Genomic DNA, 20,699 nt, shown 5'->3' with positions numbered 1-20,699 from the left:
ACGGGCGCTCACCCGCAACACACCACCCGCACCAACCCACCCACGTGAGGGCCCAACCACCTCATAACTGACCCCCACGGGAGGGGGCGGGGGGGGGGGGGGGGGGGGGGGGGGGGGTGTCCGGACGTAAAGCGAAGCAGCCCGGACACCCCCCACCCCACAGCCCCGCCACCGCACCCCACAGCCCCGCGCAGCGGCAACGCAACGCGCCGCAGGCGCACACGAAACAACCCCCACGGCGGGAAACCCGACAACGTGGGAAGCCCCCCGCGAACGCGGAGACTCAGCCCACAGGAACCCCAGCCTCCAGATGCAGCGGACACCCCCGCTCCCGGGCCCGAAGGGCCCACCGCAGGCGGTTCCAGCGGACCGGAGGCAGCATCGTCTCGGCCTCGGATTCGGTGACGAAGCGCCAGGCGCGGAGTTCCGCGCCGGGCAGCAGCAGGTCGTGGATGACGTCGCCGGGGAGGATCCCGCCGTCGTAGAGCAGGCGCAGACCGCCGAAGCCGGGCGGTTTGGGGGCCTCCCAGTCGAGCACCAACAGCCGTGGTGCGCGCGGGAGTTGTATGCCCAGTTCCTCGGCGACCTCGCGGATGCCGGCGCGGACGGGGGCCTCGCCCGGCTCGACGATGCCGCCGGGGAACTCCCAGCCGGGCTTGTACGTGGGATCGACCAGCAGGACGCGGTTCCGGTCGTCGAAGAGGAGGACGCCCGCGGCGAGGGTCTCCGCGGTGGGCTCGGGGGTCTGCACGATGTCGCAGGCGCCGGCGCCGGTGCGGACGGCCTCGGCGACCCGTTCGGCGGCCTGACGGGGCGTGAGCGTGCTGGTGTCCACGACGTGGGCGTCGCCCTTGAGCCAGTCCAGGGCCCGCGCGTAGGGCCCCAGGTGCTCCAGGCACCAGCGGCGGACGGAGGCGCTGGCCTCGGGGTCGCCGGGGATTTCCTCGCGCTGGGCTATCCGGGCACGCAGGATCGTTTCCTCCGCATGGAGGAGGACATGTCGGACGGGGATCCGGCGCGCGGCGAGGGATCCGAAGATCTCATCGCGGTATTCCTGGCGCAGCAGCGTCATCGGCGTCACCAGCGGGCCCGGGACCTCGGTGAGCAGGGCGGCCGCGGTGTCCACCACCATCCGCCGCCAGGCGGGCAGGTCCTGGTAGTCGTCGACCTCCTCGAACCGCTTGGCCGGCAGCATCAACCGCAGCCCGTCGCCGAGGAGTTCGGGGTCGTAGAGCGTGCTTCCGGGAAGCAGGTCGAGCAGTTCATGAGCCGCAGTGGTCTTGCCCGCACCGAACGTGCCGTTCAGCCAGACGATCACGGTTTCCCCTCTTCCCTAGACCCAGGTGAGTTGCCCGCAACACCCTGCCACGGAAACGCTCGGGACCACGGGCCGCGCGCAGCACCGGGAACACCGCTTGAGGAACACCCCGCCCGGGGGATGCCGGTCCGTCTCCCCCGCCGCGAAGCCCCGGCAAACAAGCGCTCCCCCGCCCCTCCAGCACCGAAACCCCCACCCGCCTACGGCCTGCGGGGCCCGGCCCGGGGGCGGTGCGCCGCATCTACCGGAGTCCCATGGGCGGCGGGCCGAGGCCGTGCGGCAAGCGCCCGTGGACCGGGCCCGGGCCGGGCCCGGCTGACCGGCCGGCGGCGCTCAGCAGGTCCGCAGGCCGGGCACCGGCTGGTCGTTGTCGCCGCCGGTGAGGTAGACGACGCTGACGTAGACACCGGAATTGCCGCTGTCGTCATCGGTCCTGGCCCACCAGACGTTGGTCCACTTCCCGTACGTCTCGCGGCGGCCCAGCTTCGCCTGGCAGTAGAAGTAGTTGGTGCCGATGTTCAGGTGCCCGACCTGCTGGAACGAGGCGGTGTACGAGGCCGCGGTACGCCACACATCGCAGTTGGCCTTGCCGCCGCCGATGTCCACGCAGGCCGGGCCGTGGGTCGGGCCCCCGCCGCCGGTGGCGCCGCCGGCCGCGGCCCCGGACCCGCCGGTGGTGCCACCCGTCGTGCCGCCGCCCGTGCCCGCGCCGCCCTGGCCGCCGCCCGTGGTGGCGCCGCCGTTCCGGCCGCCCTGCTGCCCACCGGGGCCGCCCGGACCGGGGCTGCCCGAGGGCGAGGCGTCGTGCGACGGTGTCGCCGGGCCGGACGCGGACGAGCCGTTGGCCTTGCCGTCGCCGGCCGTACCGCCCTTGCCCGCGGTCGCGCCCGGCGTGGTGGCCGGTACGGCCGGCTGCCGGCCGCCCGCGGTGTCCCGGCCGCCGGAGCCACCGCCGATCAGCGCGTAGGTGATCCCGCCACCGGCCGCCAGCACGGCGAGAGCGGCCGCCGCGGCCAGCACCACCCGACGGGGCCGGCGCACCGGCACCCGTGCGGTCTCCGGGCCGGGGCCCGGGTGGGGGTAGGGGCGGTGGGGTCCGGTCGCGCCGGGGAGGGGAGCGGTCGGGCCGGTGGGGCCGGTCGGAGCGGACGGGCCCGGCGGGTACGGACCGAACGGGCCGGGGGTGCCCGGTCCCGGGGAACTTCCGTGTGGGGCCGCTGCGTTGGGGCCGACCTGGCCCACCGGACCGGTGAACGCGCCCCCCGGCCCGGTGGCGACGCCCGGCGGTGCCGTCCAGGGGGCGGCGGGCCGCGGCAGGGGGCCCGCGCCGGACGTCGCGTCCGTCTGGGTGGGGGCGTAGGGGGTGCCGGAGGCCGGGGCGGGCGGCGGGAGCGCCGCACCCGGGTCGCGGCCGTCGGCCACCGCCTGGAGCATGCTGCGGGCCTGCGCCGCGGACGGGCGGTCGGCCGGGCTCTTCGCCATCAGGGCGTACAGGACCGGCGTCAGCGGACCGGCGCGCCGGGGCGCCGGCAGCGGTTCGGTGACGATGGCGGTGAGCGTCGAGTACACCGACGTCCGGCGGAACGGCGCGCCGCCGCCCTCCACCGCCGCGTACAGGGTCATGCCCAGCGACCAGATGTCCGAGGCCGGGGTGGGGTCCATGCCCTGGGCCCGCTCGGGCGGCAAGTAGTCGAGGGAGCCGACCAGTTCGCCGCTGCGGGTGATGTTGGTGCTGGCGCCGTCGCCGGGCGCCTCGATACTGGCGATGCCGAAGTCGGTGAGCACCACCCGGCCGCCGCCGGGGCGCCCCCACCCCTCCAGCAGGACGTTGCCGGGCTTGACGTCCCGGTGGAGCACGCCGGCCTGGTGGGCGGCGTCCAGCGCGTCCATCACGGCGGCGCCGATCCGGGCGGCCTGCCGCGGGTCCAGCGGGCCGTGCGCGCCGAGGGCGTCGTCCAGGGACGGGCCGTCCACCAGTTCCATGACGATGACCGGGCGGCCGGCCTCGTCGATGACGTCGTGGACGGTCACCACCCCGGAGTGCCGGATCCGGGCCGCGGCCCGTGCCTCGCGCTGCATGCGGGTCCGCAGATCGGCGAGTTCGGGGGCGGAGGCGTCGGTGTACGCGCGCAGGACCTTGAGGGCGACCTCGCGGCCCAGCACCTGGTCCTCGGCCCGGCAGACCACGCCCATCCCGCCGCGGCCGATCCGGCCGGTGACGCGGTAACGGCCGCCGAGCAGCCGGCCGGTGAGGTCGTCGTCGGGGCCGCGTCGCGGCCCGCTGCGGGAGGCCGACCGCGGTACCCCGCCCTCCGGCCGCCCCGGCGGTCCGCCCGCCGGCCCGGGGCCGTCCGCCCCGCCCGCCGCGCCGGACCCGTCCGCCCCGTGCTGCTCGTGCTCCCCCGACGTCACCCTGCCGACCCCTCGCTGCCCGTCTCGTGACCGGCGCCGGCCCGTACACCGGCACACCGCGGCACCCGCCCGGCCCTCTGGGCGGCCGCCACCAGACTACGGGGCGGAGGGCGCCCCCGGACCACGTCGACCGGGTCGCCTTCCTCCCGCCCGCCGCCCGCGGCCCGACCGGGCCCCGGCCGCCCGCCGATCGCCGCCCGCCACTTGCCGATTGCCCATTGCTGACTGCCCATTGCTGATTGCCGACCGCCGACGACCGGCTCCCGGCTCCGGCTCCGCTTCCGGCCCGCCGCCGGGGCTGCGACGTCCGGCAGCGGAGCCGTCAGCGCGTGCGCGGCCGCCGGCCCCTCGGCGAAGGGAGGCCGGGACGCGGCCGGCTCGCGCACGGCGCGTCCGCGGACGGGGCCGCGTTCGTACGACTTCCTACGACACCGCCGTCCGCGGTCCGCTCGGGACGGGGGCGCCGCGGGGCCAGGGCCGGAACCGTCCGGAACCGGGCCCGGCGCTAACCCCCCACCGCGAACGCCGCCACGCGGGACCGTTCGGCGGCTGCCGCGGCGGCCCCCACGACGCCGGCGTCCGTCCCGGTGCGGGCCGGGACCACGGTCAGGCCGGAGACGAAGGAGAGCGTGGCGTACTCGCGCAGGGCGGACCGAAGGGGGGCGAAGAGGACCTCGCCGGCGCCCGCGACGCCGCCGCCGACGACCGCGATGTCGATCTCGACGAGGGTGGCGGTGGCGGCGATCCCGGCGGCCAGCGCCTGGGCGGCCCGTTCGAAGGAGCGCAGGGCGACCGGGTCGCCGGCGTGGGCCGCGGCGGCGACCGCGGCGGCGCTGGTGTCCCCGTCCGGGCCCGGCCGCCAGCCGTTGGCCAGGGCGCGCCGGGCGATGTTCGGGCCGCTGGCGATCCGTTCGACGCAGCCGCGGGCGCCGCACGGACAGGGGTCCCCGTCGAGATCGACGCTGATGTGCCCGATGTGGCCGGCGTTGCCCGAGGGGCCGGGGTGCAGCCGCCCGTTCAGGACCAGGCCGCCGCCGACCCCGGTGGAGACCACCATGCACAGCGCGTTGTCGTGGCCGCGCGCGGCGCCCTGCCAGTGCTCGGCGGCGGTCATCGCGACACCGTCGCCGACCAGCGTCACCGGCAGGTCGCCGACCAGTGCGCGGACCCCGGCGACCAGCGGGAAGTCGCGCCAGCCGGGGATGTTGACCGGGCTGACGGTGCCGGCCGCGGCGTCCACCGGGCCGGCGCTGCCGATGCCGACGGCGGCCACCCGAGCCCAGTGCGGCCCGGCGGCCAGTTCCCGGACGACCTCGGCGACCGCGCGCATCACGGTGGCCCCGTCCTGGTCCGCGGGGGTCGGCCGGGCGGCCCGGACGAGGAGTCTGCCGCGGGGGTCCACCAGAGCGCCGGCGATCTTGGTGCCGCCGATGTCCAGGGCTGCGCTGAGGTCCGTCTGCATCGGTGTCGAAGTCTCCTGGTGGGCCCGGGGGCCGGGGCGCCGGCCCGGCGTGAGAACGCCAGTCTCCCGGCATTTGACAACGTTGTCTAGGGGCTATGCTCGTCGCCACACACCGGCACGCCGCACGCCTCCCCGCCCGCGCGCCCGGCACCGCAGCCAACCCCGCACGACAGGACCGCACCCGTGACCGAGACCGCCCGCGGCACCTCCCTTCGCTACGGCACCCGCCCGACGATGAAGGATGTCGCAGCGCGCGCCGGCGTCGGCCTGAAGACCGTGTCCCGGGTGGTCAACGGCGAACCGGGCGTCACCCCGGACACCGAACGCCGCGTCCAGGAGGCCATCGCCGCCCTCGGCTTCCGGCGCAACGACTCCGCCCGGATCCTGCGCAAGGGCCGGACGGCCAGCATCGGCCTGGTCCTCGAAGACCTCGCCGACCCCTTCTACGGGCCGCTCAGCCGCGCCGTGGAGGAGGTGGCGCGCAGCCACGGGGCGCTGCTGATCAACGGTTCCAGCGCCGAGGACCCGGCCCGTGAGCAGGAGTTGGTACTGGCGCTGTGCGCCCGCCGGGTGGACGGGCTGGTCGTCATCCCGGCCGGCGACGACCACCGCTACCTGGAGCCGGAGATAGCCGCCGGGGTGGCGACCGTCTTCGTCGACCGCCCGGCCGGCCGGATCGACGCCGATGTGGTGCTCTCCGACAACTTCGGCGGCGCCCGGGACGCGGTGGCCCACCTCATCGCCCACGGCCACCGCCGGATCGGCTTCATCGGCGACCAGCCGCGCATCCACACCGCCAAGGAGCGGCTGCGCGGCTACCGCACCGCGATGGCCGCGGCCGGACTCCCGGTCGACGGCTCCTGGGTCTCCCTGGGGTCCACCGCCCCGGACCGGGTGCGGTCCGCGGCCGCGGAGATGCTGGCCGCGCGGGAGCCAGTCACCGCGCTGTTCGCGGGCAACAACCGCGTCACCGTCACCGCCGTCCGGGTCCTGCGCGCCCACCACCGGCCGGTCGCCCTCGTCGGCTTCGACGACTTCGAACTGGCCGATCTGGTCCACCCGGCCATCACGGTCGTCGCCCAGGACGCCGCCCACCTGGGCCGGACCGCCGCCGGCCTCCTCTTCCGCCACCTCGACGGCGCCGGCGAGCCGCCGCGGCGCCTGGAGATCCCCACCCGCCTGATCCCCCGCGGCTCGGGGGAGATCGCGCCGACGGACGGCTAGGGGCCTACGCGGTGGTGGCGATGCCGCCGTCGACGGGGATCACGGCGCCTGTCAGGTACGCGCCTGCCCGGCTGGCGAGGAACACGGCGACACCCGCCATGTCGTCGTCGCGGCCGATCCGGCGCAGTGGGGCCGACGCCGCGATCGCCTCGCCGAACTCGTCGAGGGTCGCCGCCATCATCGCCGACGGGAACGGCCCCGGCGCCACGGCGTTCACGGTGACGTGCTGCGGTCCCAGTTCCTTGGCGAGCACCCTGGTGAGTTGGTGCAGTGCGGCCTTGCTGCTGGAGTACGAGTAGTTGGGCCGCTGGGGGATGTGGAGGGCGGCGATGCTGCCGATGTTGATGACCCGCGCGGGATCGTCGATGGTGCCCGCCTTGCGAAGTGCGGGCAGCAGCGCCTGGACCAGCCGGAACGGCGCCTTCAGATTGAGGTCGACGACCGTGTCCCAGGCCGCGTCCGGGAACGTCGCCAGCGGCTCGTCCCACAGGGCACCCGCGTTGTTGACGAGGATGTCGAGACGCTCCGAGTCGGCGGTGACGAGGTCGGACAGCCGCCGGCACTCGTCGTGGCGGGACAGATCGGCGGGGATGGCCCGCACCTCACCGCATGCTGACAGCCGTTCCTGTGCCTGAGCGCACGCTTCCGCGTTGCGTGAGCTGATGACCACGCGGGCGCCCGCCTGGAGAAGGCCGCGCGCGATCATCATTCCGATGCCTCGGGTGCCGCCGGTGACGAGCGCGCGCTTCCCGCCCAGATCGAAGAGTTCTGCGTGCGTGGTGAAGTGGTCGTCCATCACGTGCCCCCTTTTTCCGTTGGTCGTGCGGGATGATGCGTCGACGCGTGGGGTGTTCGGTTCAGCCGTCGCAACGCTATGACCTTGGAGTGCACTCCAAGCAAGCCGATCCCGGTCCCGACGGACCGCGTCCGCAACCGCCGCGAGCGCGGATCGCAAGGCGGACAGCCGCCCGAGTGCGACAAGGACGACCACAACACAGCGGCACGCGGCCGTTACCCGCACCTTCGCAACAGACCCCAGCGGCCTGCGGTGGCACGCGGGGCCGGTGCCGGGCCGCGGGTGCCATCGGCCCGCCGGGCGGTCCGTGCGCCCGCGCCCCGGGGCGGGCCCCCGGGGAGGAGCGCCGCGCCCGGGGGCAGCGGTGCGGCGGCCGGGCGCGGGCCCGGACCGGCTCACCGGGTCGGGCGGCGGGCCGGACGCGCGGCGGTTCAGGCCGGCTTGACTCCGCGGCCCGCCAGGCCGTCGAGGTCGGCACGGGTGAGGCCGGTGAGGTCGGCGACCTCGGAGGCGTCGACGGCGCCGCAGTCGAGGCCGCGGAGGAGATAGCCGCTGAGGGCCTTGGCGGTGGCGGGCTCGTCGGCGATGTCGCCGCCGGCCTTGGCCACGTAGGCGGCGAGGCGGGCGGCGGCCTTCTCCAGGCCCTCGCGGTAGAAGGCGTAGACGGCGGCGTAGCGGGTCGGGAGGTGGCCCGGGTGCATGTCCCAGCCCTGGTAGTAGGCGCGGGCCAGGGCGCGGCGGGTGAGGCCGTGGTGCAGCTTCCAGGCTTCGTGGACCTGGGCGGTGGGGCCGACCGGCAGCACGTTGGTGGAGCCGTCGGAGAGGCGGACGCCGGTGCCGGCGGCGGCGACCTGCATGACGGCCTTGGCGTGGTCGGCGACGGGGTGGTCGCTGGCCTGGTAGGCGGCGCTGACCCCGCAGGAGGCGCTGTAGTCGAAGGTGCCGTAGTGCAGGGAGGTGGCGCGGCCCTCGGCGGCCTCGATCATGCGGGCGACGGTGGCCCGGCCGTCGGCGCCCAGGATGGACTGGGTGGTCTCGATCTGGATCTCGAAGCCGATCCGGCCCGGTTCCAGGCCGCGGGCCTTCTCGAACGCCTCCAGCAGGCGGACCATCGCGGTGACCTGCTCGGCGTAGGTGACCTTGGGGAGGGTGAGGACGAGGCCCTCGGGCAGGCCGCCGGCCTCCATCAGGCCGGTGAGGAAGATGTCCAGGGTGCGGATGCCGCGGTCGCGGACGGCGGCCTCCATGCACTTCATCCGGATGCCCATGTAGGGGGCGGCGGTGCCGTCCCGGTAGGCGGCGGCGACCAGGGCGGCGGCGCGGGCCGCGGCCTCGTCCTCCTCGGCGTCCGAGCGCAGGCCGTACCCGTCCTCGAAGTCGATCCGCAGGTCCTCGACCGGCTCGCGCTCCAGCTTGGCGCGGACCCGCTCGTGGACCGGGCCGGCCAGTTCGTCGGAGATGCCGAGGACGGCGGCGAGGGCGCCGGCGTCCGGGGCGTGCTCGTCGAGCATGGCCAGCGCCTGGTCGCCCCAGGAGCGGATGGTGCCGGCGGTGAAGGCGTCGCCGGGGACGTAGACGGTGTGGACCGGCTGGCGGGTGCCGGGGTCGCCCGGGTAGCGCCGCGCCAGATCGGCGTCCACCTCGGCGAGAGCGGCTCCGATGCCCTCGCGTACGGTGTCTGCGAGGCTCGTCGCCACGGTCTCCTGCTGCCCCATTTCGGTACCCTCCCGGTGCTTGTGCCCGGTGCCGCCATGGCCCGGGCATTTCCGCGTAACGGAATCAACAATCCGTATAGCGAAGCTAACCGGGTCGTGTGGCGAGGTCAACACCTTCCCGGCCGTGGCGGCGCAGGTCACCGCCGCGGCCCGGCCCCATAACTCCCTGGCGCGGGCCGCCCGCCGCGGCCCAGAATCCCCGCATGACATGGACTGCACCCCCTGTGGAGCGCCGGGAGCGGCCGGCCGCCGCGGACGAGCGCGCGATGCTGCAAGGCTGGCTGGATCACCACCGCGACACCCTGCTCGCCAAGTGCGCGGGCCTGACCGCCGACCAGCTGGCCCGGGCCGCCACCCCGCCGTCCGGCCTCACCCTGCTCGGGCTGGTGCGCCACCTGACGGACGCCGACCGCTGGTGGTTCCGCACGTGCTTCGCGGGCGAGGACGTCGGCCACCTCCACTTCACCGACGAGGACCCGGACGGCGACTTCGACGGCGGCTCCCCGGCCACCGCGGCCGCCGACTTCGCCGCCTTCCGCGCGGAGATCGCGGCCTGCGACGCGGCGGCGGCCGGCCGCGGCCTGGACGAGACCTTCACCGTCGCCGACGGGCGCACCCTCAACCTCCGCTGGGTCTACGTCCACATGATCGAGGAGTACGCGCGCCACAACGGGCACGCGGACCTGTTGCGCGAGGCGATCGACGGCGCGACCGGCGCCTGACGGCCGCCGGGCGCCGCAGCGCCGCCGGACGCGCCGAAGGCCCCGTACGCACCGGGCGCACGGGGCCTTGGGACGGGTCCCGCGGGCGGGACGGACGGGTCAGCCCTTGCGGCTCTTGACCTCGTCGGTGAGCGCCGGAACGACCTCGAAGAGGTCGCCGACCACGCCGTAGTCGACCAGGTCGAAGATCGGCGCCTCGGCGTCCTTGTTGATGGCGACGATGGTCTTCGAGGTCTGCATACCGGCGCGGTGCTGGATCGCGCCGGAGATGCCCGCCGCGATGTAGAGCTGCGGCGAGACCGACTTACCGGTCTGGCCGACCTGGTTGGTGTGCGGGTACCAGCCGGCGTCCACCGCGGCGCGCGAGGCGCCGACGGCCGCGCCGAGCGAGTCGGCCAGCGCCTCGATGACCGGGAAGTTCTCGGCCCCGTTGACGCCGCGGCCGCCGGAGACCACGATCGCGGCCTCGGTCAGCTCCGGGCGGCCGGTCGACTCGCGCGGGGTGCGCGAGACGATCCGGGTGCCCTTGGAGGCGTCGGCGACGGTCACCGCGAGCTGCTCGACCGCGCCGGCGGCCGGCGCGGCCTCCGGGGCGGCGGAGTTGGGCTTGACGGTGATGACCGGGGTGCCCTTGGTGATCCGCGACTTGGTGGTGTACGAGGCCGCGAAGACCGACTGGGTGGCCACCGGGCCCTCGTCGCCGGCCTCGACGTCCACGGCGTCGGTGATGATGCCGGAGCCGATCCGGACGGCCAGGCGGGCGCCGATCTCCTTGCCCTCGGCCGAGGACGGCAGCAGGACGGCGGCCGGCGAGACCGCCTCGTAGGCGGCCTGGAGCGCGTCGACCTTGGGGGCGACGAGGTACTCGGCGAACTCGGGGGCGTCGGCGGCCAGGACCTTCACCGCGCCGTGCTCGGCGAGCACCGGGGCGGCGGTGTCCACACCGGCGCCGAGGTGGACGGCCACCGGCTCGCCGAGGCGGCGGGCGAGGGTGAGGAGTTCGAGGGTGGGCTTGCGGACGGCGCCGTCCACGTGGTCGACGTAGACAAGGACTTCAGCCATGGGAGTGCTCCTGGAAGAGTGCGGGCGGGAGGGAGGACGCATCGGTCCGACGGCCCGTCAGGTGTGCCGTCGGGTACGGGCGGGGAAGCGGGGGCCGGCCCCGGCCGCCCCGGATCCGGATCCGCGGCTCAGATGAACTTCTGGCCCGCGAGGAACTCGGCGAGCTGCTTGGCGCCCTCGCCCTCGTCCGTGACGATCGTGCCCTTGGTGCGGGCCGGGCGCTCGGCGGCCGACTCGACCTTGGTCCAGGCACCCTCCAGGCCGACCTCGTCCGCCTCGATGTCCAGGTCCTCCAGGTCCAGGGACTCCACCGGCTTCTTCTTGGCGGCCATGATGCCCTTGAAGGAGGGGTAACGCGCCTCGCCCGACTGGTCGGTGACGGAGACGACGGCCGGCAGCGCGGCCTCCAGCTGCTCGCTGGCGGTGTCGCCGTCCCGGCGGCCGGTCACCTTGCCGTCGGCGACCGCGACCTGGGAGAGCTGGGTGACCTGCGGGACGCCCAGGCGCTCGGCGAGCAGCGCGGGCAGCACGCCCATGGTGCCGTCGGTGGACGCCATACCGCAGACCACGAGGTCGTAGCCGGTCTTCTCGATGGCCTTGGCGAGCACGAGCGAGGTGCCGAGCGCGTCGGTGCCGTGCAGATCGTCGTCCTCGACGTGGACGGCCTTGTCGGCGCCCATCGACAGCGCCTTGCGCAGCGCGTCGTTGGCGTCCTCGGGACCGACGGTCAGGACCGTGATCTCGGCGTCGTCGTCGTTGGCTTCCTTGATCTGCAGGGCCTGCTCGACGGCGTACTCGTCGAGCTCCGAGAGGAGGCCGTCCACGTCGTCGCGGTCGACGGTCAGGTCCTCGGCGAAGTGCCGGTCGCCGGTGGCGTCGGGCACGTACTTCACACAGACAACGATCCTCAAGCTCACGCCGGCTCTCCTACCTGCTCGTCTCTTCAGAACTGCCTTGTGCTGGCAGCATAGGCGCCTCTCGGGGCGGCTCCCGGTCGGTTGCGGATCCCCGCGCCGACCGTCATATTACTCGCCAGTACATACAGTCTCGTGCCCCGAATCAAGGCCGTCGAAATGTGACCTTCCCAACGGCCCCGACCGGGTGACGCAGCAGGTCCGCGCGGAACGCGTCAGTCGCGCAGGGCGTTGAAGCGGCCCTGGTGGTAGAGGAGCGGGCGGCCCGGTCCGGCGGGATCGCCGACGAGGGGCTCGGCGACCACCAGCCGGTGGTCGCCGGCCGGGATCCGGGCCACCACCCGGCACACCAGCCAGGCCAGTACGCCGTCCAGCAGGGGCACGCCCTCGGGGCCGGTGCGCCAGGAGGTGGCGGGGCCGAAGCGGTCGGCACCGCTGCGCGCGAACGTGGCGGCCAGCTCCTGCTGGTGCTCACCGAGGAGGTGGACGCCTATGTGCGCGGCCTCGGCGACGGCCGGCCAGCTGGAGGCGCCGGTGCCGATGCCGAAGGAGAGCAGCGGGGGTTCGGCGGCGACGGAAGTGAGCGAGGTGGCGGTGAAACCGACCGGACCGGAGCCGTACGCGGTGATCACCGCGACGCCCGCGGCGTGCCGGCGGAAGACCGAGCGCAGCAGCTCGGGAGAGGCGGTGGCGGGCGTGCCGAGGTCGGGCGAGGCCGTCATGGAGTTGTCCTTCTGCTGTGGGCTACGGGCCCGGGCGGGGCCGCCGGCCGGAGCGCGGCCGGCGGCGGTGGGGTCGTCGCTGCTCACACGCCGGGACAGCGCGCGCTGGCGGTCCGCAGCAGATCGACGTGCGCGCGTCCGTAGAGAAGGAGGAGGATGCCTGGCCGCATGACGTCAGGCTGACGACGCGTGAGCCGCAGCGTCAAGGGCCGCCCGCCATCTGGGAGATCAATCACGGACCGCCGCCCCCAGGGCCGCGATGACGTCGGCCTTGCGCGGCTGGCCCGTGGCGCGGCGGACCACCGCCCCGTCCCGGTCCAGCACCAGGACCGTCGGCGTCCGCAGCACGCCCAGCCGCCGCACCAGCTCCAGCCGGGCCTCCGCGTCGATCTCGACGTGCGCCACCCCCTGGACCATGCCGGCGACTTCGGCCAGGGTGCGCCGGGTGGCCCGGCAGGGCTGGCAGAACGCGCTGGAGAACTGCACGAGGGTGGCCCGCGCACCCAGCGCGGCACCGATCTCGTCGGCGCCCAGCCGCGCCGAGCCGTCCCGCTCGCCCACCGTCATCCTTCCCTCCGCCTTCGTCCACCGTCCGGCCTTCCGCCCCGTCCGGGCCGCGGCGGGCATCCAGCACCCGACCCGGACCGCCGTCCCGCCACCGTGCAGCGCTCCCGGCGCCGCGAAGATTCCCACCGCGGCGCCCTCGTCCGAAAACCGCCGCCGTCCTCCCCTCCCCCGGTGTCCGGCCGCCATCCCGCTGAGATCACGTGACGAGAATCTCGCGCCCGGAGGGGCCCGCGCGCTGGCCGCCGGAGCGCACATCGGGCACGATCTCCCGAAGCCGGGAGTTACGGCTGCGTAGGTTGCCGCCGGGAGAACCGTCCCCGGGCACAGGAGAAGGGGTCCCCCCGGACATGGCCGAGTTCGTCTATCCGCCCGTCATCGGCGCGGCACGCACGCTCTTCAGGGCGCTGGACCTGAAGTTCGACATCGCCGGTACGGAGAACATCCCCCGGCGCGGCGGCGCGGTGCTGGTGAGCAACCACATCGGCTACCTGGACTTCGTCTTCTGCGGACTGGCGGCGCGGCCGGCCAAGCGACTGGTGCGGTTCATGGCGAAGGAATCGGTCTTCCGGCACAAGGTGTCCGGGCCGCTGATGCGGGCGATGAAGCACATACCGGTCGACCGCGCCCAGGGCATGCACGCGTACAAGCACGCGCTGGCCGCGCTGCGTTCGGGCGAGGTGATCGGCGTCTTCCCGGAGGCGACGATCTCCGAGTCCTTCACCCTGAAGACCTTCAAGTCCGGCGCGGCCCGGCTGGCCCAGGAAGCCGGCGTACCGCTCCTGCCGATGGCCCTGTGGGGCACCCAGCGGCTGTGGACCAAGGGCCACAAGCGGGAGCTGGGCCGCCACCACTTCCCGATCACGATCCGGGTCGGCGAGCCGATGGCCGCGGACCCGGCGGAGCACCCGGAGAAGATCACCGATCGCCTGCGGGCCCGCGTCCAGGACCTCCTGGAGGCCGCGCAGCGGGCGTACCCGGTACGTCCGCGGCACCCCGAGGACACGTGGTGGATCCCGCCGCACCTGGGGGGCACCGCCCCCAGCGCGTAGCGCTGGCGCTTGGCTCTTTTCCCACGTTGTCGGCTTTCCCGCCGCGGGGGTTGTTTCCGTTGCGCCTGCGGCGCCTTGCGTTTCCGCTGCGCGGGGCTTTCGGGGTGCGGTGACGGGCCTGCGGGGGTGGTGTGCCGGACTGCTTCGCTTGACGTCCGGCACACCACCCCCGCAGACCCGTCCCCTCCCGCTGGGGTCAGTTGTCAGGTGGGTGGGGGCTGAGGTGGGTGGGTTGGTGCGGGAGGTGGCCGAAGTCGGCGGGGGCCCCAGGCGAGGCCTTGGAGTGCTATTTCGGACCGGAATAACTCGGGGCCGAAGAATTCCCGCTGAGCGGGAACGCGCGCTCCCCGCCCGTCCGCCGCCGCGCTTAGCCTCCCGGCACAGACCCACCCCCGGCCCGCGGAGGACCCCATGCTCACGGACCACCAACGGCAGCTGGCGGCACGGCAGTTGCGCGACGCGGAGCGCTCGGGCCGGCCCATCGGCCCGCTCACCGCGGCGTTCGACGGGATGGACGCCGAGGACGCGTACGAGATCCAGTTGATCAACATCCGGGAGCGGCAGCGGGCGGGCGCCACCGTCACCGGCCACAAGGTCGGACTCTCCTCCCCGGTCATGCAGCGGATGATGGGCGTCGACGAACCCGACTACGGCCATCTGCTGGACGACATGGAGCTGCACCCCGGCACCCCCGTCCCGCTCGGCCGCTACTGCGCCCCGCGCATCGAGGTCGAGGTCGGCTTCGTGCTCGGCGACGACCTGCCCGGCGAGGGGTGCGAGGTGGCCGACGTGCTGGCCGCCACCGAACGCGTGGTGCCCGCCCTGGAACTGATCGACAGCCGGATCCGGGACTGGCGGATCACCCTGCCCGACACCGTCGCCGACAACGCCTCGTCCGCCGGATACGCCATCGGCGACGGCCGCGACCCGCGCGAACTGGACCTCAGTGCCGTCGACGCGGTGCTGCGCCGCGGACCCGAGCGGATCGCCGAGGGCCGCAGCGACGCGGTACTCGGCGACCCCGCGCTCGCCGTCGCCTGGCTCGCCCGGACCGTCGCCCGCTTCGGCGTGCCCCTGAAGAAGGGGCACCTGGTGCTGCCCGGCTCCTGCACCCGCGCCGTGGACGTCGCGCCCGGCGCGACCTTCACCGCCGACTTCACCGGGCTCGGCCCGGTCTCGCTCTCCTTCGTCTGAGGACCCTCGGACCCCCTCAGCCCTCCTTCACCCGAGGTGATGATGACAGGCACGACCAAGGCCACCGCGGCCATCGTCGGTTCCGGCAACATCGGCACCGACCTGCTCTGCAAACTCCGGCGCTCGCCGCTGATCGAACCCCGCTGGATGATCGGCGTCGATCCGCAGAGCGAGGGACTGGCCCGGGCCCGCCGCGCCGGGATCGAGGCCAGCCACGAGGGCGTGGACTGGCTGCTCGCCCAGGACGAGACCCCGGACCTGGTCTTCGAGGCCACCTCCGCGGCCGTCCACCGGGCCCACGCCCCCCGCTACGCCGAACGCGGCATCAAGGCCATCGACCTCACCCCGGCCGCCCTCGGCCCGGCCGTCGTCCCGCCCGCCAACCTCACCGCGCACCTCGACGCCGACAACGTCAACATGATCACCTGCGGCGGGCAGGCCACCATCCCCATGGTGTACGCCGTCTCGCGCGTGGTCCCCGTCGCGTACGCCGAGATCGTCGCGTCCGTCGCCTCGGTCTCCGCCGGGCCCGGCACCCGCGCCAACATCGACGAGTTCACCCGCACCACCGCCCGCGGCATCGAGGAGATCGGCGGCGCCGGCCGCGGCAAGGCGATCATCATCCTCAACCCCGCCGAGCCCCCGGTCATCATGCGCGACACCGTCTTCTGCGCGATCCCCGAGGACGCCGACCGGGACGCCGTCGCGCAGTCCGTCAAGGAGGTCGCCGAGCAGGTCGCCACCTACGTCCCCGGCTACCGGCTGCGCGCCGAGCCGCAGTTCGACGACCCGTCGGTGGTCAACGGCGGTATGGCCCGGGTCGCGGTCTTCCTGGAGGTCGAGGGCGCCGGCGACTTCCTCCCGCCGTACGCCGGGAACCTCGACATCATGACCGCCGCCGCCACCAAGGTCGGCGAGGAGTTCGCGAAGGGCATGGGCATCCAGGCATGAAGAGCTACTCCGACACCCTCGACATCCGCGTCACCGACTCCTCGCTGCGCGACGGCTCGCACGCCACACGGCACCGGTTCACCGTCGAGGACGTGCGGTCCGTGGTGGCGGCGCTGGACGACGCCGGCGTCCCGGTGATCGAGGTGACGCACGGCGACGGGCTGGGCGGGTCGTCGTTCACGTACGGCTTCTCCGGGACCCCCGAGCAGGAGCTGATCAAGACCGCGGTGGACACCGCGCGGCAGGCGAAGATCGCCTTCCTGATGCTGCCCGGGCTCGGGGTGAAGGACGACATCCGCGCCGCGCACGACAACGGCGCCGCCGTCTGCCGGATCGCCACCCACTGCACCGAGGCGGACATCGCCGTCCAGCACTTCGGGCTGGCGCGGGAGAGGGGGCTGGAGACCGTCGGTTTCCTGATGATGGCGCACTCCACCACCCCCGAGGCGCTCGCCCGGCAGGGCCGGATCATGGCCGATGCCGGCTGCCAGTGCGTCTACGTCGTCGACTCGGCCGGGGCGATGGTGATGGACGACGTCACCGAGCGGGTCCAGGCCCTGGTCGCGGAGCTCGGCGACGACGCCCAGGTGGGCTTCCACGGCCACGAGAACCTCGCCCTGGGCACCGGCAACTCCATCGCCGCCATCCAGGCCGGCGCCCGGCAGATCGACGGGTCCACCCGGCGGCTCGGCGCCGGCGCCGGCAACACCGCCGTGGAGGCGCTGGTCGCGGTCTGCGCCAAGATGGGCATCCGCACCGGCATCGACGTCCTGAAGATCATCGACGCCGCGGAGGACGTGGTCCGCCCGGTCATGGACGGCGAATGCCAACTCGACCGGCTCGCCCTCCTGATGGGCCACGCCGGGGTCTACTCCAGCTTCCTCAAGCACGCCTTCCGGCAGGGCGAGCGCTACGGCGTGCCCGCCGCCCAGATCCTGCTCCGCGCGGGCGAACGCCGCCTCGTCGGCGGCCAGGAGGACCAGCTCATCGACATCGCCGTAGAACTCGCGGCGCAGAAGTAGCAGGGAGAGAACGATGACCGCACTCAACGAAGAGGCCCGTGTCATCGAGGCGGCCGCGCCGCCCGCCCGGTTCGCCCGGGGCTGGCACTGCCTGGGACTCGCGGACACCTTCAAGGACGGCCGGCCGCACGAGATCGAGGCGTTCGGCAGCAAACTCGTGGTCTTCCAGGGCGAGCAGGACCGCACCCTGCACGTCCTGAACGCCTACTGCCCGCACATGGGCGGCAACCTCGCCCGCGGCAGCGTCAAGGGCGACACCGTCGCCTGCCCGTTCCACGACTGGCGCTGGTCCGGTAACGGCCGCTGCGCCGGCATCCCGTACGCCCGCCGGGTCCCGCCGCGCGCCCGCACCCGCGCCTGGACCACCCTGGAGCGCAACCAGCAGCTCTACGTCTGGCACGACCCCGAGGGCAACCCGCCGCCGCCCGGGGTGACCATCCCCGGGATCGAGGGCGCCGGCCACCCCGACTGGTCCGCCTGGTCCTGGAACACCCTGCGGGTGGAGAACTCCAACTGCCGGGAGATCGTCGACAACGTCGTCGACATGGCGCACTTCTACTACATCCACTACTCCTTCCCGACGTACTTCAAGAACGTCTTCGAGGGGCACATCGCCACCCAGTACATGGAGTCCTCCCCGCGCGAGGACATCGACCTGAGCACCCCCTCGTCGGTCGGCGACCTGCGCTCCGACGCCTCCTACTTCGGCCCCTCGTACATGATCGACAAGCTGTGGACCGACGTCGGCGCCGAGGCCGAGATGGAGTCGGTGCTCATCAACTGCCACTACCCGGTCGACGCCAACAGCTTCGTGCTGATGTACGGCGCGATCGTCAAGAAGCTCCCCGGCATGTCCGACGCGGAGGCCGCCGAGGCCGCCCGGCTCGCGTCCGAGGGCCTGAAGGTCGGCTTCGAGCAGGACGTGGAGATCTGGCGGAACAAGACCCGCATCGACAACCCGCTGCTCACCGAGGAGGACGGGCCGGTCTACCAGCTCCGCCGCTGGTACGAGCAGTTCTACGTCGATGCCGCCGACGTGCAGGACGAGATGGTGCGCCGCTTCGAGTTCGAGATCGACACCGAACGGGCCAACACGGCCTGGCGCGCCGAGGTCGCCGACAACCTCGCCCGCCGCGCGGCCGGGGCCTGACCGTGCGGCCCGTGAACTGCCGGACCTGCGGGAACCAGGTCCTGTGCGAGAAGTTCAGCCCCGCCCACACCCAGGTGCAGTGGACCGGCGACGCCGCCGAGGTCTGCCCCCGGATCCGGGAGCGGACGGCGGCCGGGGAGCCCAGTGCCCGGGTCCGCTCGTGCGAGGCGCTGCGCGAGAGCATCGCCCGGGCGGTGGCCGACGGCAGCCTGGTGGTGGCCGACAAGGAAGGCAACCCCGTACCGGGCGCGCCCGCGGAACCGGTGGTGGCCGATGCCTGAGCCGCGCACCCACCGGCTGCGGATCGCCGAGGTGATCGACGAGACCGCCGACGCCCGCTCCCTGGTCTTCGACACCGCGCACCGACTCCCTTACGCACCGGGCCAGTTCCTCACGTTCAGACTGCCCGGGCGGGACGGCGGGGCGGCGGCCCGCTGCTACTCCCTGGCCAGCTCCCCGCACACCGGCGAGCCGATGAAGGTCACCGTCAAACGGGTTCCGGGCGGGCACGGCTCCAACTGGCTGTGCGACCACGCCCGGCCCGGCACCGAACTGGAGGTGCTGGCGCCGGCCGGCACCTTCACCCCGGCCGGTCTGGACACCGACCTGCTGCTGATCGCCGGCGGCAGCGGCATCACCCCGGTGATGTCGGTGCTGAAGTCGGCGCTCACCCGGGGCACCGCCCATGTCGTCCTGCTCTACGCCAACCGCGCCGAGTCCGCCGTCATCTTCCGCGGCGAACTGCGCGAACTGGCCGAGGACTTCCCGGACCGGCTGCTCGTGCTGCACTGGCTGGAGAGCCTCCAGGGCCTGCCCGACCCCGGCCGGCTGGCCGCCGCGCTCGCCCCGTACGCCGGCCGCGAGACCTACCTGTGCGGTCCGCAGCCGCTGATGGACGCGGCGGAGCTGGCCCTGCGGGGCCTGGGCGCGCCCCGCGACCGGGTGCACCGGGAGCGGTTCTTCTCGCTCAGCGGGGCGGCGGCGTTCGAGGGGCCGGGCCGCGCGGACGGCCCGGCGGACGGCCCGGCCGGCGCCACCGCCCGGGTGGAGCTCGACGGCACCACCCACGAGATCCGCTGGCCGGCCGGCACCCCGCTGCTGGACGCCCTGCTGGCCGCCGGGGTCGACGCCCCGTACTCCTGCCGGGAGGGCGCCTGCGCCGCCTGCACCTGCCGGGTGGTCAGCGGCGAGGTGACCATGGCCCGCAACGAGGTGCTGGACGCCACCGACCTCGCCGAAGGGTACGTCCTGGCCTGCCAGGCGGTCGCCGCCGGCGGCGAAGTCGAGATCAGCTACAGCTGACCGGCGGGGGCCGCTCCGGCCGCCCCCGCCCCATCACCCACGCCGTACCGCCCCCGCCTCACACCCACTCGCTGTCCCGCAGCCACGCCAGGGTGTTCGCCATCGCCGCCGGCGACAGCACCGGACCCGGCCGCGGCACCTCCGTCGCCCGGTGCGGCCGGGCGGTGCGCCGCCCCGGTCCGAACAGCGCGCGCCACACCGTGCGCGCGCAGTCCGCCACCGCCGGCGCGAGCCGGTCCAGTTCGCGGTGCGCGCCGTTCCCGGAGAGCGAGATCGCCCCGATCGCCCGGCCCGCCCCGCGCAGCGGCGCGGCCACGCAGGACACCCCCCGGTACGCCTCCTCGTGGTCGTAGGCCACCCCGCGCGCCCGGGCCGCCGCCAGCTCGCTGCGCAGCGCCTCGGGGCGGCAGATGGTCCGCGGTGTGCGCGGCCGCAGCCCGCCCCGCACCACCTGCTCCACCACCGCGTCGTCGCCGAACGCCAGGATCGCCTTGCCGGACGCGGTGCAGTACGCCGGCTGCCGGCCGCCCACCCGGGTGGGCACCGCGGTGTCCGCCGCCCCGCCGATCCGCTCCACGTGCACCACCTCGGCCTCGTCCAGCACCGCCAGGTGCACCAAGTGCCCGGTGGCCTCGTGGAGTTCGTGCAGATGGGGCAGGGCCGCCCGGCGCAGCCGGTGGTGGTGCGCGGCGAGCGCGCCCAGTTCCAGCACACCCAGGCCCAGCCGGTAGCCGCGGCCCTCCCGCTCCAGCCAGCGCAGGCCCAGCAGCTGGTCCAGGATCCGGTGCGCCGAGGAGCGCGGGACGCCCGAGCGCTGCACCACCTCGGTCAGGGTCAGCCGGGCGTCGGCAGCGCTGAACGCGTTCATCACCCGCGCGGCCTTCTCCAGCAGCGACAGCGGCGGACAGCCACCTCCGGCGGACTGCTCCGGCATCGGCACACCTCCCACGGAACGGCGAAACCCCAGGTCCGGGCCCCAATGGCGGCCGTGTGCCGGGGTTTCGCGAGTTGCCGGGAACGTTGCCAGCCCTCCCGCTGAGTGGGAAGAGGGTATTTCGTTTCGGAATAGTAAAGCGTAGGTTCCTGCCACCCCTGCCGCGGGACGGCGCGGCAGGGC

General features: G+C 74.3%; 19 protein-coding genes. 9 read left to right on the top strand and 10 right to left on the bottom strand.

What is annotated here, in order from left to right; genetic code table 11:
• Positions 1–283: 283 nt before the first annotated feature.
• The 3 genes from MUU72_RS06020 to MUU72_RS06010 form a co-directional block, all read right to left on the bottom strand.
• Positions 284–1,318, bottom strand: coding sequence for an NUDIX hydrolase (locus MUU72_RS06020; protein WP_248012064.1), 1,035 nt, complete (start codon positions 1,316–1,318; stop codon positions 284–286).
• Positions 1,319–1,651: 333 nt separating this feature from the next.
• Positions 1,652–3,730 (bottom strand): serine/threonine-protein kinase, encoded by a 2,079-nt coding sequence (locus tag MUU72_RS06015; RefSeq protein ID WP_248012063.1) that lies wholly within the window; start codon positions 3,728–3,730, stop codon positions 1,652–1,654.
• Between the two features lie 505 nt (positions 3,731–4,235).
• Positions 4,236–5,192, bottom strand: coding sequence for an ROK family protein (locus tag MUU72_RS06010; RefSeq protein WP_248012062.1), 957 nt, complete (start codon positions 5,190–5,192; stop codon positions 4,236–4,238).
• A gap of 183 nt (positions 5,193–5,375) precedes the next feature.
• Between MUU72_RS06010 and MUU72_RS06005 the strand changes: the two genes are divergently transcribed.
• Positions 5,376–6,416: a LacI family DNA-binding transcriptional regulator gene (locus MUU72_RS06005; protein WP_248012061.1), complete on the top strand. Its 1,041-nt coding sequence runs from the start codon at positions 5,376–5,378 to the stop codon at positions 6,414–6,416.
• 4 nt (positions 6,417–6,420) lie between these two features.
• On the opposite strand, the gene MUU72_RS06000 is transcribed toward MUU72_RS06005, so the two are convergent.
• Together MUU72_RS06000 and MUU72_RS05995 are read right to left on the bottom strand one after the other, a co-directional pair.
• The gene (locus tag MUU72_RS06000) at positions 6,421–7,215 is read right to left on the bottom strand and encodes an SDR family oxidoreductase (protein WP_308403781.1); all 795 of its coding nucleotides are present in this window, start codon (positions 7,213–7,215) and stop codon (positions 6,421–6,423) included.
• A 428-nt stretch (positions 7,216–7,643) separates the two neighbouring features.
• Positions 7,644–8,927, bottom strand: coding sequence for a DUF6986 family protein (locus tag MUU72_RS05995; protein ID WP_248012059.1), 1,284 nt, complete (start codon positions 8,925–8,927; stop codon positions 7,644–7,646).
• A gap of 203 nt (positions 8,928–9,130) precedes the next feature.
• Here MUU72_RS05995 and MUU72_RS05990 point away from each other — a divergent pair, with 203 nt between their 5' ends.
• Positions 9,131–9,649, top strand: coding sequence for a DinB family protein (locus tag MUU72_RS05990; protein ID WP_248012058.1), 519 nt, complete (start codon positions 9,131–9,133; stop codon positions 9,647–9,649).
• A gap of 99 nt (positions 9,650–9,748) precedes the next feature.
• On the opposite strand, the gene MUU72_RS05985 is transcribed toward MUU72_RS05990, so the two are convergent.
• The 4 genes from MUU72_RS05985 to MUU72_RS05970 all read right to left on the bottom strand — a co-directional run bounded on the left by MUU72_RS05985 (position 9,749) and on the right by MUU72_RS05970 (position 12,914).
• Positions 9,749–10,711, bottom strand: coding sequence for an electron transfer flavoprotein subunit alpha/FixB family protein (locus MUU72_RS05985; RefSeq protein WP_248012057.1), 963 nt, complete (start codon positions 10,709–10,711; stop codon positions 9,749–9,751).
• Positions 10,712–10,839: 128 nt separating this feature from the next.
• On the bottom strand, positions 10,840–11,628 hold the full coding sequence (locus tag MUU72_RS05980; RefSeq protein WP_248012056.1) for an electron transfer flavoprotein subunit beta/FixA family protein: 789 nt from the start codon (positions 11,626–11,628) through the stop codon (positions 10,840–10,842).
• Positions 11,629–11,840: 212 nt separating this feature from the next.
• Complete coding sequence (locus MUU72_RS05975; RefSeq protein WP_248012055.1) at positions 11,841–12,347, bottom strand: flavin reductase family protein; 507 nt, start codon at positions 12,345–12,347, stop codon at positions 11,841–11,843.
• A gap of 228 nt (positions 12,348–12,575) precedes the next feature.
• The gene (locus MUU72_RS05970) at positions 12,576–12,914 is read right to left on the bottom strand and encodes a thioredoxin family protein (protein WP_248012054.1); all 339 of its coding nucleotides are present in this window, start codon (positions 12,912–12,914) and stop codon (positions 12,576–12,578) included.
• Between the two features lie 347 nt (positions 12,915–13,261).
• On the opposite strand from MUU72_RS05970, the gene MUU72_RS05965 reads away from it, so the two are divergent.
• From MUU72_RS05965 to MUU72_RS05935, 7 genes are all read left to right on the top strand, one after another.
• Positions 13,262–13,963, top strand: coding sequence for a lysophospholipid acyltransferase family protein (locus MUU72_RS05965; protein WP_248012053.1), 702 nt, complete (start codon positions 13,262–13,264; stop codon positions 13,961–13,963).
• A gap of 411 nt (positions 13,964–14,374) precedes the next feature.
• Positions 14,375–15,157: a 2-keto-4-pentenoate hydratase gene (locus MUU72_RS05960; protein ID WP_248012052.1), complete on the top strand. Its 783-nt coding sequence runs from the start codon at positions 14,375–14,377 to the stop codon at positions 15,155–15,157.
• Between the two features lie 42 nt (positions 15,158–15,199).
• Positions 15,200–16,108 carry an acetaldehyde dehydrogenase (acetylating) gene (locus MUU72_RS05955; protein WP_248012051.1) on the top strand — a complete coding sequence of 303 codons (909 nt, stop codon included), beginning with the start codon at positions 15,200–15,202 and terminating at the stop codon, positions 16,106–16,108.
• A complete protein-coding gene (dmpG, locus tag MUU72_RS05950; protein WP_248012050.1) occupies positions 16,105–17,130 on the top strand; it encodes a 4-hydroxy-2-oxovalerate aldolase in 1,026 nt (341 codons plus the stop codon). The genes MUU72_RS05955 and dmpG overlap by 4 nt, the downstream gene beginning before the upstream one ends.
• A 13-nt stretch (positions 17,131–17,143) precedes the next feature.
• A complete protein-coding gene (locus tag MUU72_RS05945; protein WP_248012049.1) occupies positions 17,144–18,280 on the top strand; it encodes a 3-ketosteroid-9-alpha-monooxygenase, oxygenase component in 1,137 nt (378 codons plus the stop codon).
• An 11-nt stretch (positions 18,281–18,291) separates the two neighbouring features.
• The gene (locus MUU72_RS05940; protein WP_248012048.1) at positions 18,292–18,561 is read left to right on the top strand and encodes a hypothetical protein; all 270 of its coding nucleotides are present in this window, start codon (positions 18,292–18,294) and stop codon (positions 18,559–18,561) included.
• A complete protein-coding gene (locus MUU72_RS05935; protein ID WP_248012047.1) occupies positions 18,554–19,582 on the top strand; it encodes a ferredoxin--NADP reductase in 1,029 nt (342 codons plus the stop codon). Before MUU72_RS05940 ends, MUU72_RS05935 begins: the two co-directional genes overlap by 8 nt.
• 58 nt (positions 19,583–19,640) lie before the next feature.
• Here the strand turns inward: MUU72_RS05935 and MUU72_RS05930 are convergent, their stop codons facing one another.
• Positions 19,641–20,516, bottom strand: a complete 876-nt coding sequence (locus MUU72_RS05930) for an IclR family transcriptional regulator (RefSeq protein WP_248012046.1) — start codon at positions 20,514–20,516, stop codon at positions 19,641–19,643.
• Positions 20,517–20,699 lie beyond the last annotated feature (183 nt).

Origin of the sequence: Streptomyces rhizoryzae (assembly GCF_023155275.1) — a bacterium.
In the GTDB taxonomy this organism is placed as follows: Bacteria; Actinomycetota; Actinomycetes; order Streptomycetales; family Streptomycetaceae; genus Streptomyces; species Streptomyces rhizoryzae.
The sequence above is the reverse complement of the archived record's forward strand: the minus strand, read 5'-3'. Positions and strand labels throughout refer to the sequence as shown.

Excerpts from the sequence above, each read along its gene's own strand:
- MUU72_RS05985 (WP_248012057.1), bottom strand. The coding sequence starts at position 10,711 with ATGGCTGAAGTCCTTGTCTACGTCGACCACGTGGACGGCGCCGTCCGC.
- MUU72_RS05935 (WP_248012047.1), top strand. The coding sequence starts at position 18,554 with ATGCCTGAGCCGCGCACCCACCGGCTGCGGATCGCCGAGGTGATCGAC.
- MUU72_RS05945 (WP_248012049.1), top strand. The coding sequence starts at position 17,144 with ATGACCGCACTCAACGAAGAGGCCCGTGTCATCGAGGCGGCCGCGCCG.
- MUU72_RS05970 (WP_248012054.1), bottom strand. The coding sequence starts at position 12,914 with ATGACGGTGGGCGAGCGGGACGGCTCGGCGCGGCTGGGCGCCGACGAG.
- MUU72_RS06010 (WP_248012062.1), bottom strand. The coding sequence starts at position 5,192 with ATGCAGACGGACCTCAGCGCAGCCCTGGACATCGGCGGCACCAAGATC.
- MUU72_RS05960 (WP_248012052.1), top strand. The coding sequence starts at position 14,375 with ATGCTCACGGACCACCAACGGCAGCTGGCGGCACGGCAGTTGCGCGAC.
- dmpG (WP_248012050.1), top strand. The coding sequence starts at position 16,105 with ATGAAGAGCTACTCCGACACCCTCGACATCCGCGTCACCGACTCCTCG.
- MUU72_RS05965 (WP_248012053.1), top strand. The coding sequence starts at position 13,262 with ATGGCCGAGTTCGTCTATCCGCCCGTCATCGGCGCGGCACGCACGCTC.
- MUU72_RS05955 (WP_248012051.1), top strand. The coding sequence starts at position 15,200 with ATGACAGGCACGACCAAGGCCACCGCGGCCATCGTCGGTTCCGGCAAC.
- MUU72_RS05990 (WP_248012058.1), top strand. The coding sequence starts at position 9,131 with ATGACATGGACTGCACCCCCTGTGGAGCGCCGGGAGCGGCCGGCCGCC.
- MUU72_RS05995 (WP_248012059.1), bottom strand. The coding sequence starts at position 8,927 with ATGGGGCAGCAGGAGACCGTGGCGACGAGCCTCGCAGACACCGTACGC.
- MUU72_RS05975 (WP_248012055.1), bottom strand. The coding sequence starts at position 12,347 with ATGACGGCCTCGCCCGACCTCGGCACGCCCGCCACCGCCTCTCCCGAG.
- MUU72_RS05930 (WP_248012046.1), bottom strand. The coding sequence starts at position 20,516 with ATGCCGGAGCAGTCCGCCGGAGGTGGCTGTCCGCCGCTGTCGCTGCTG.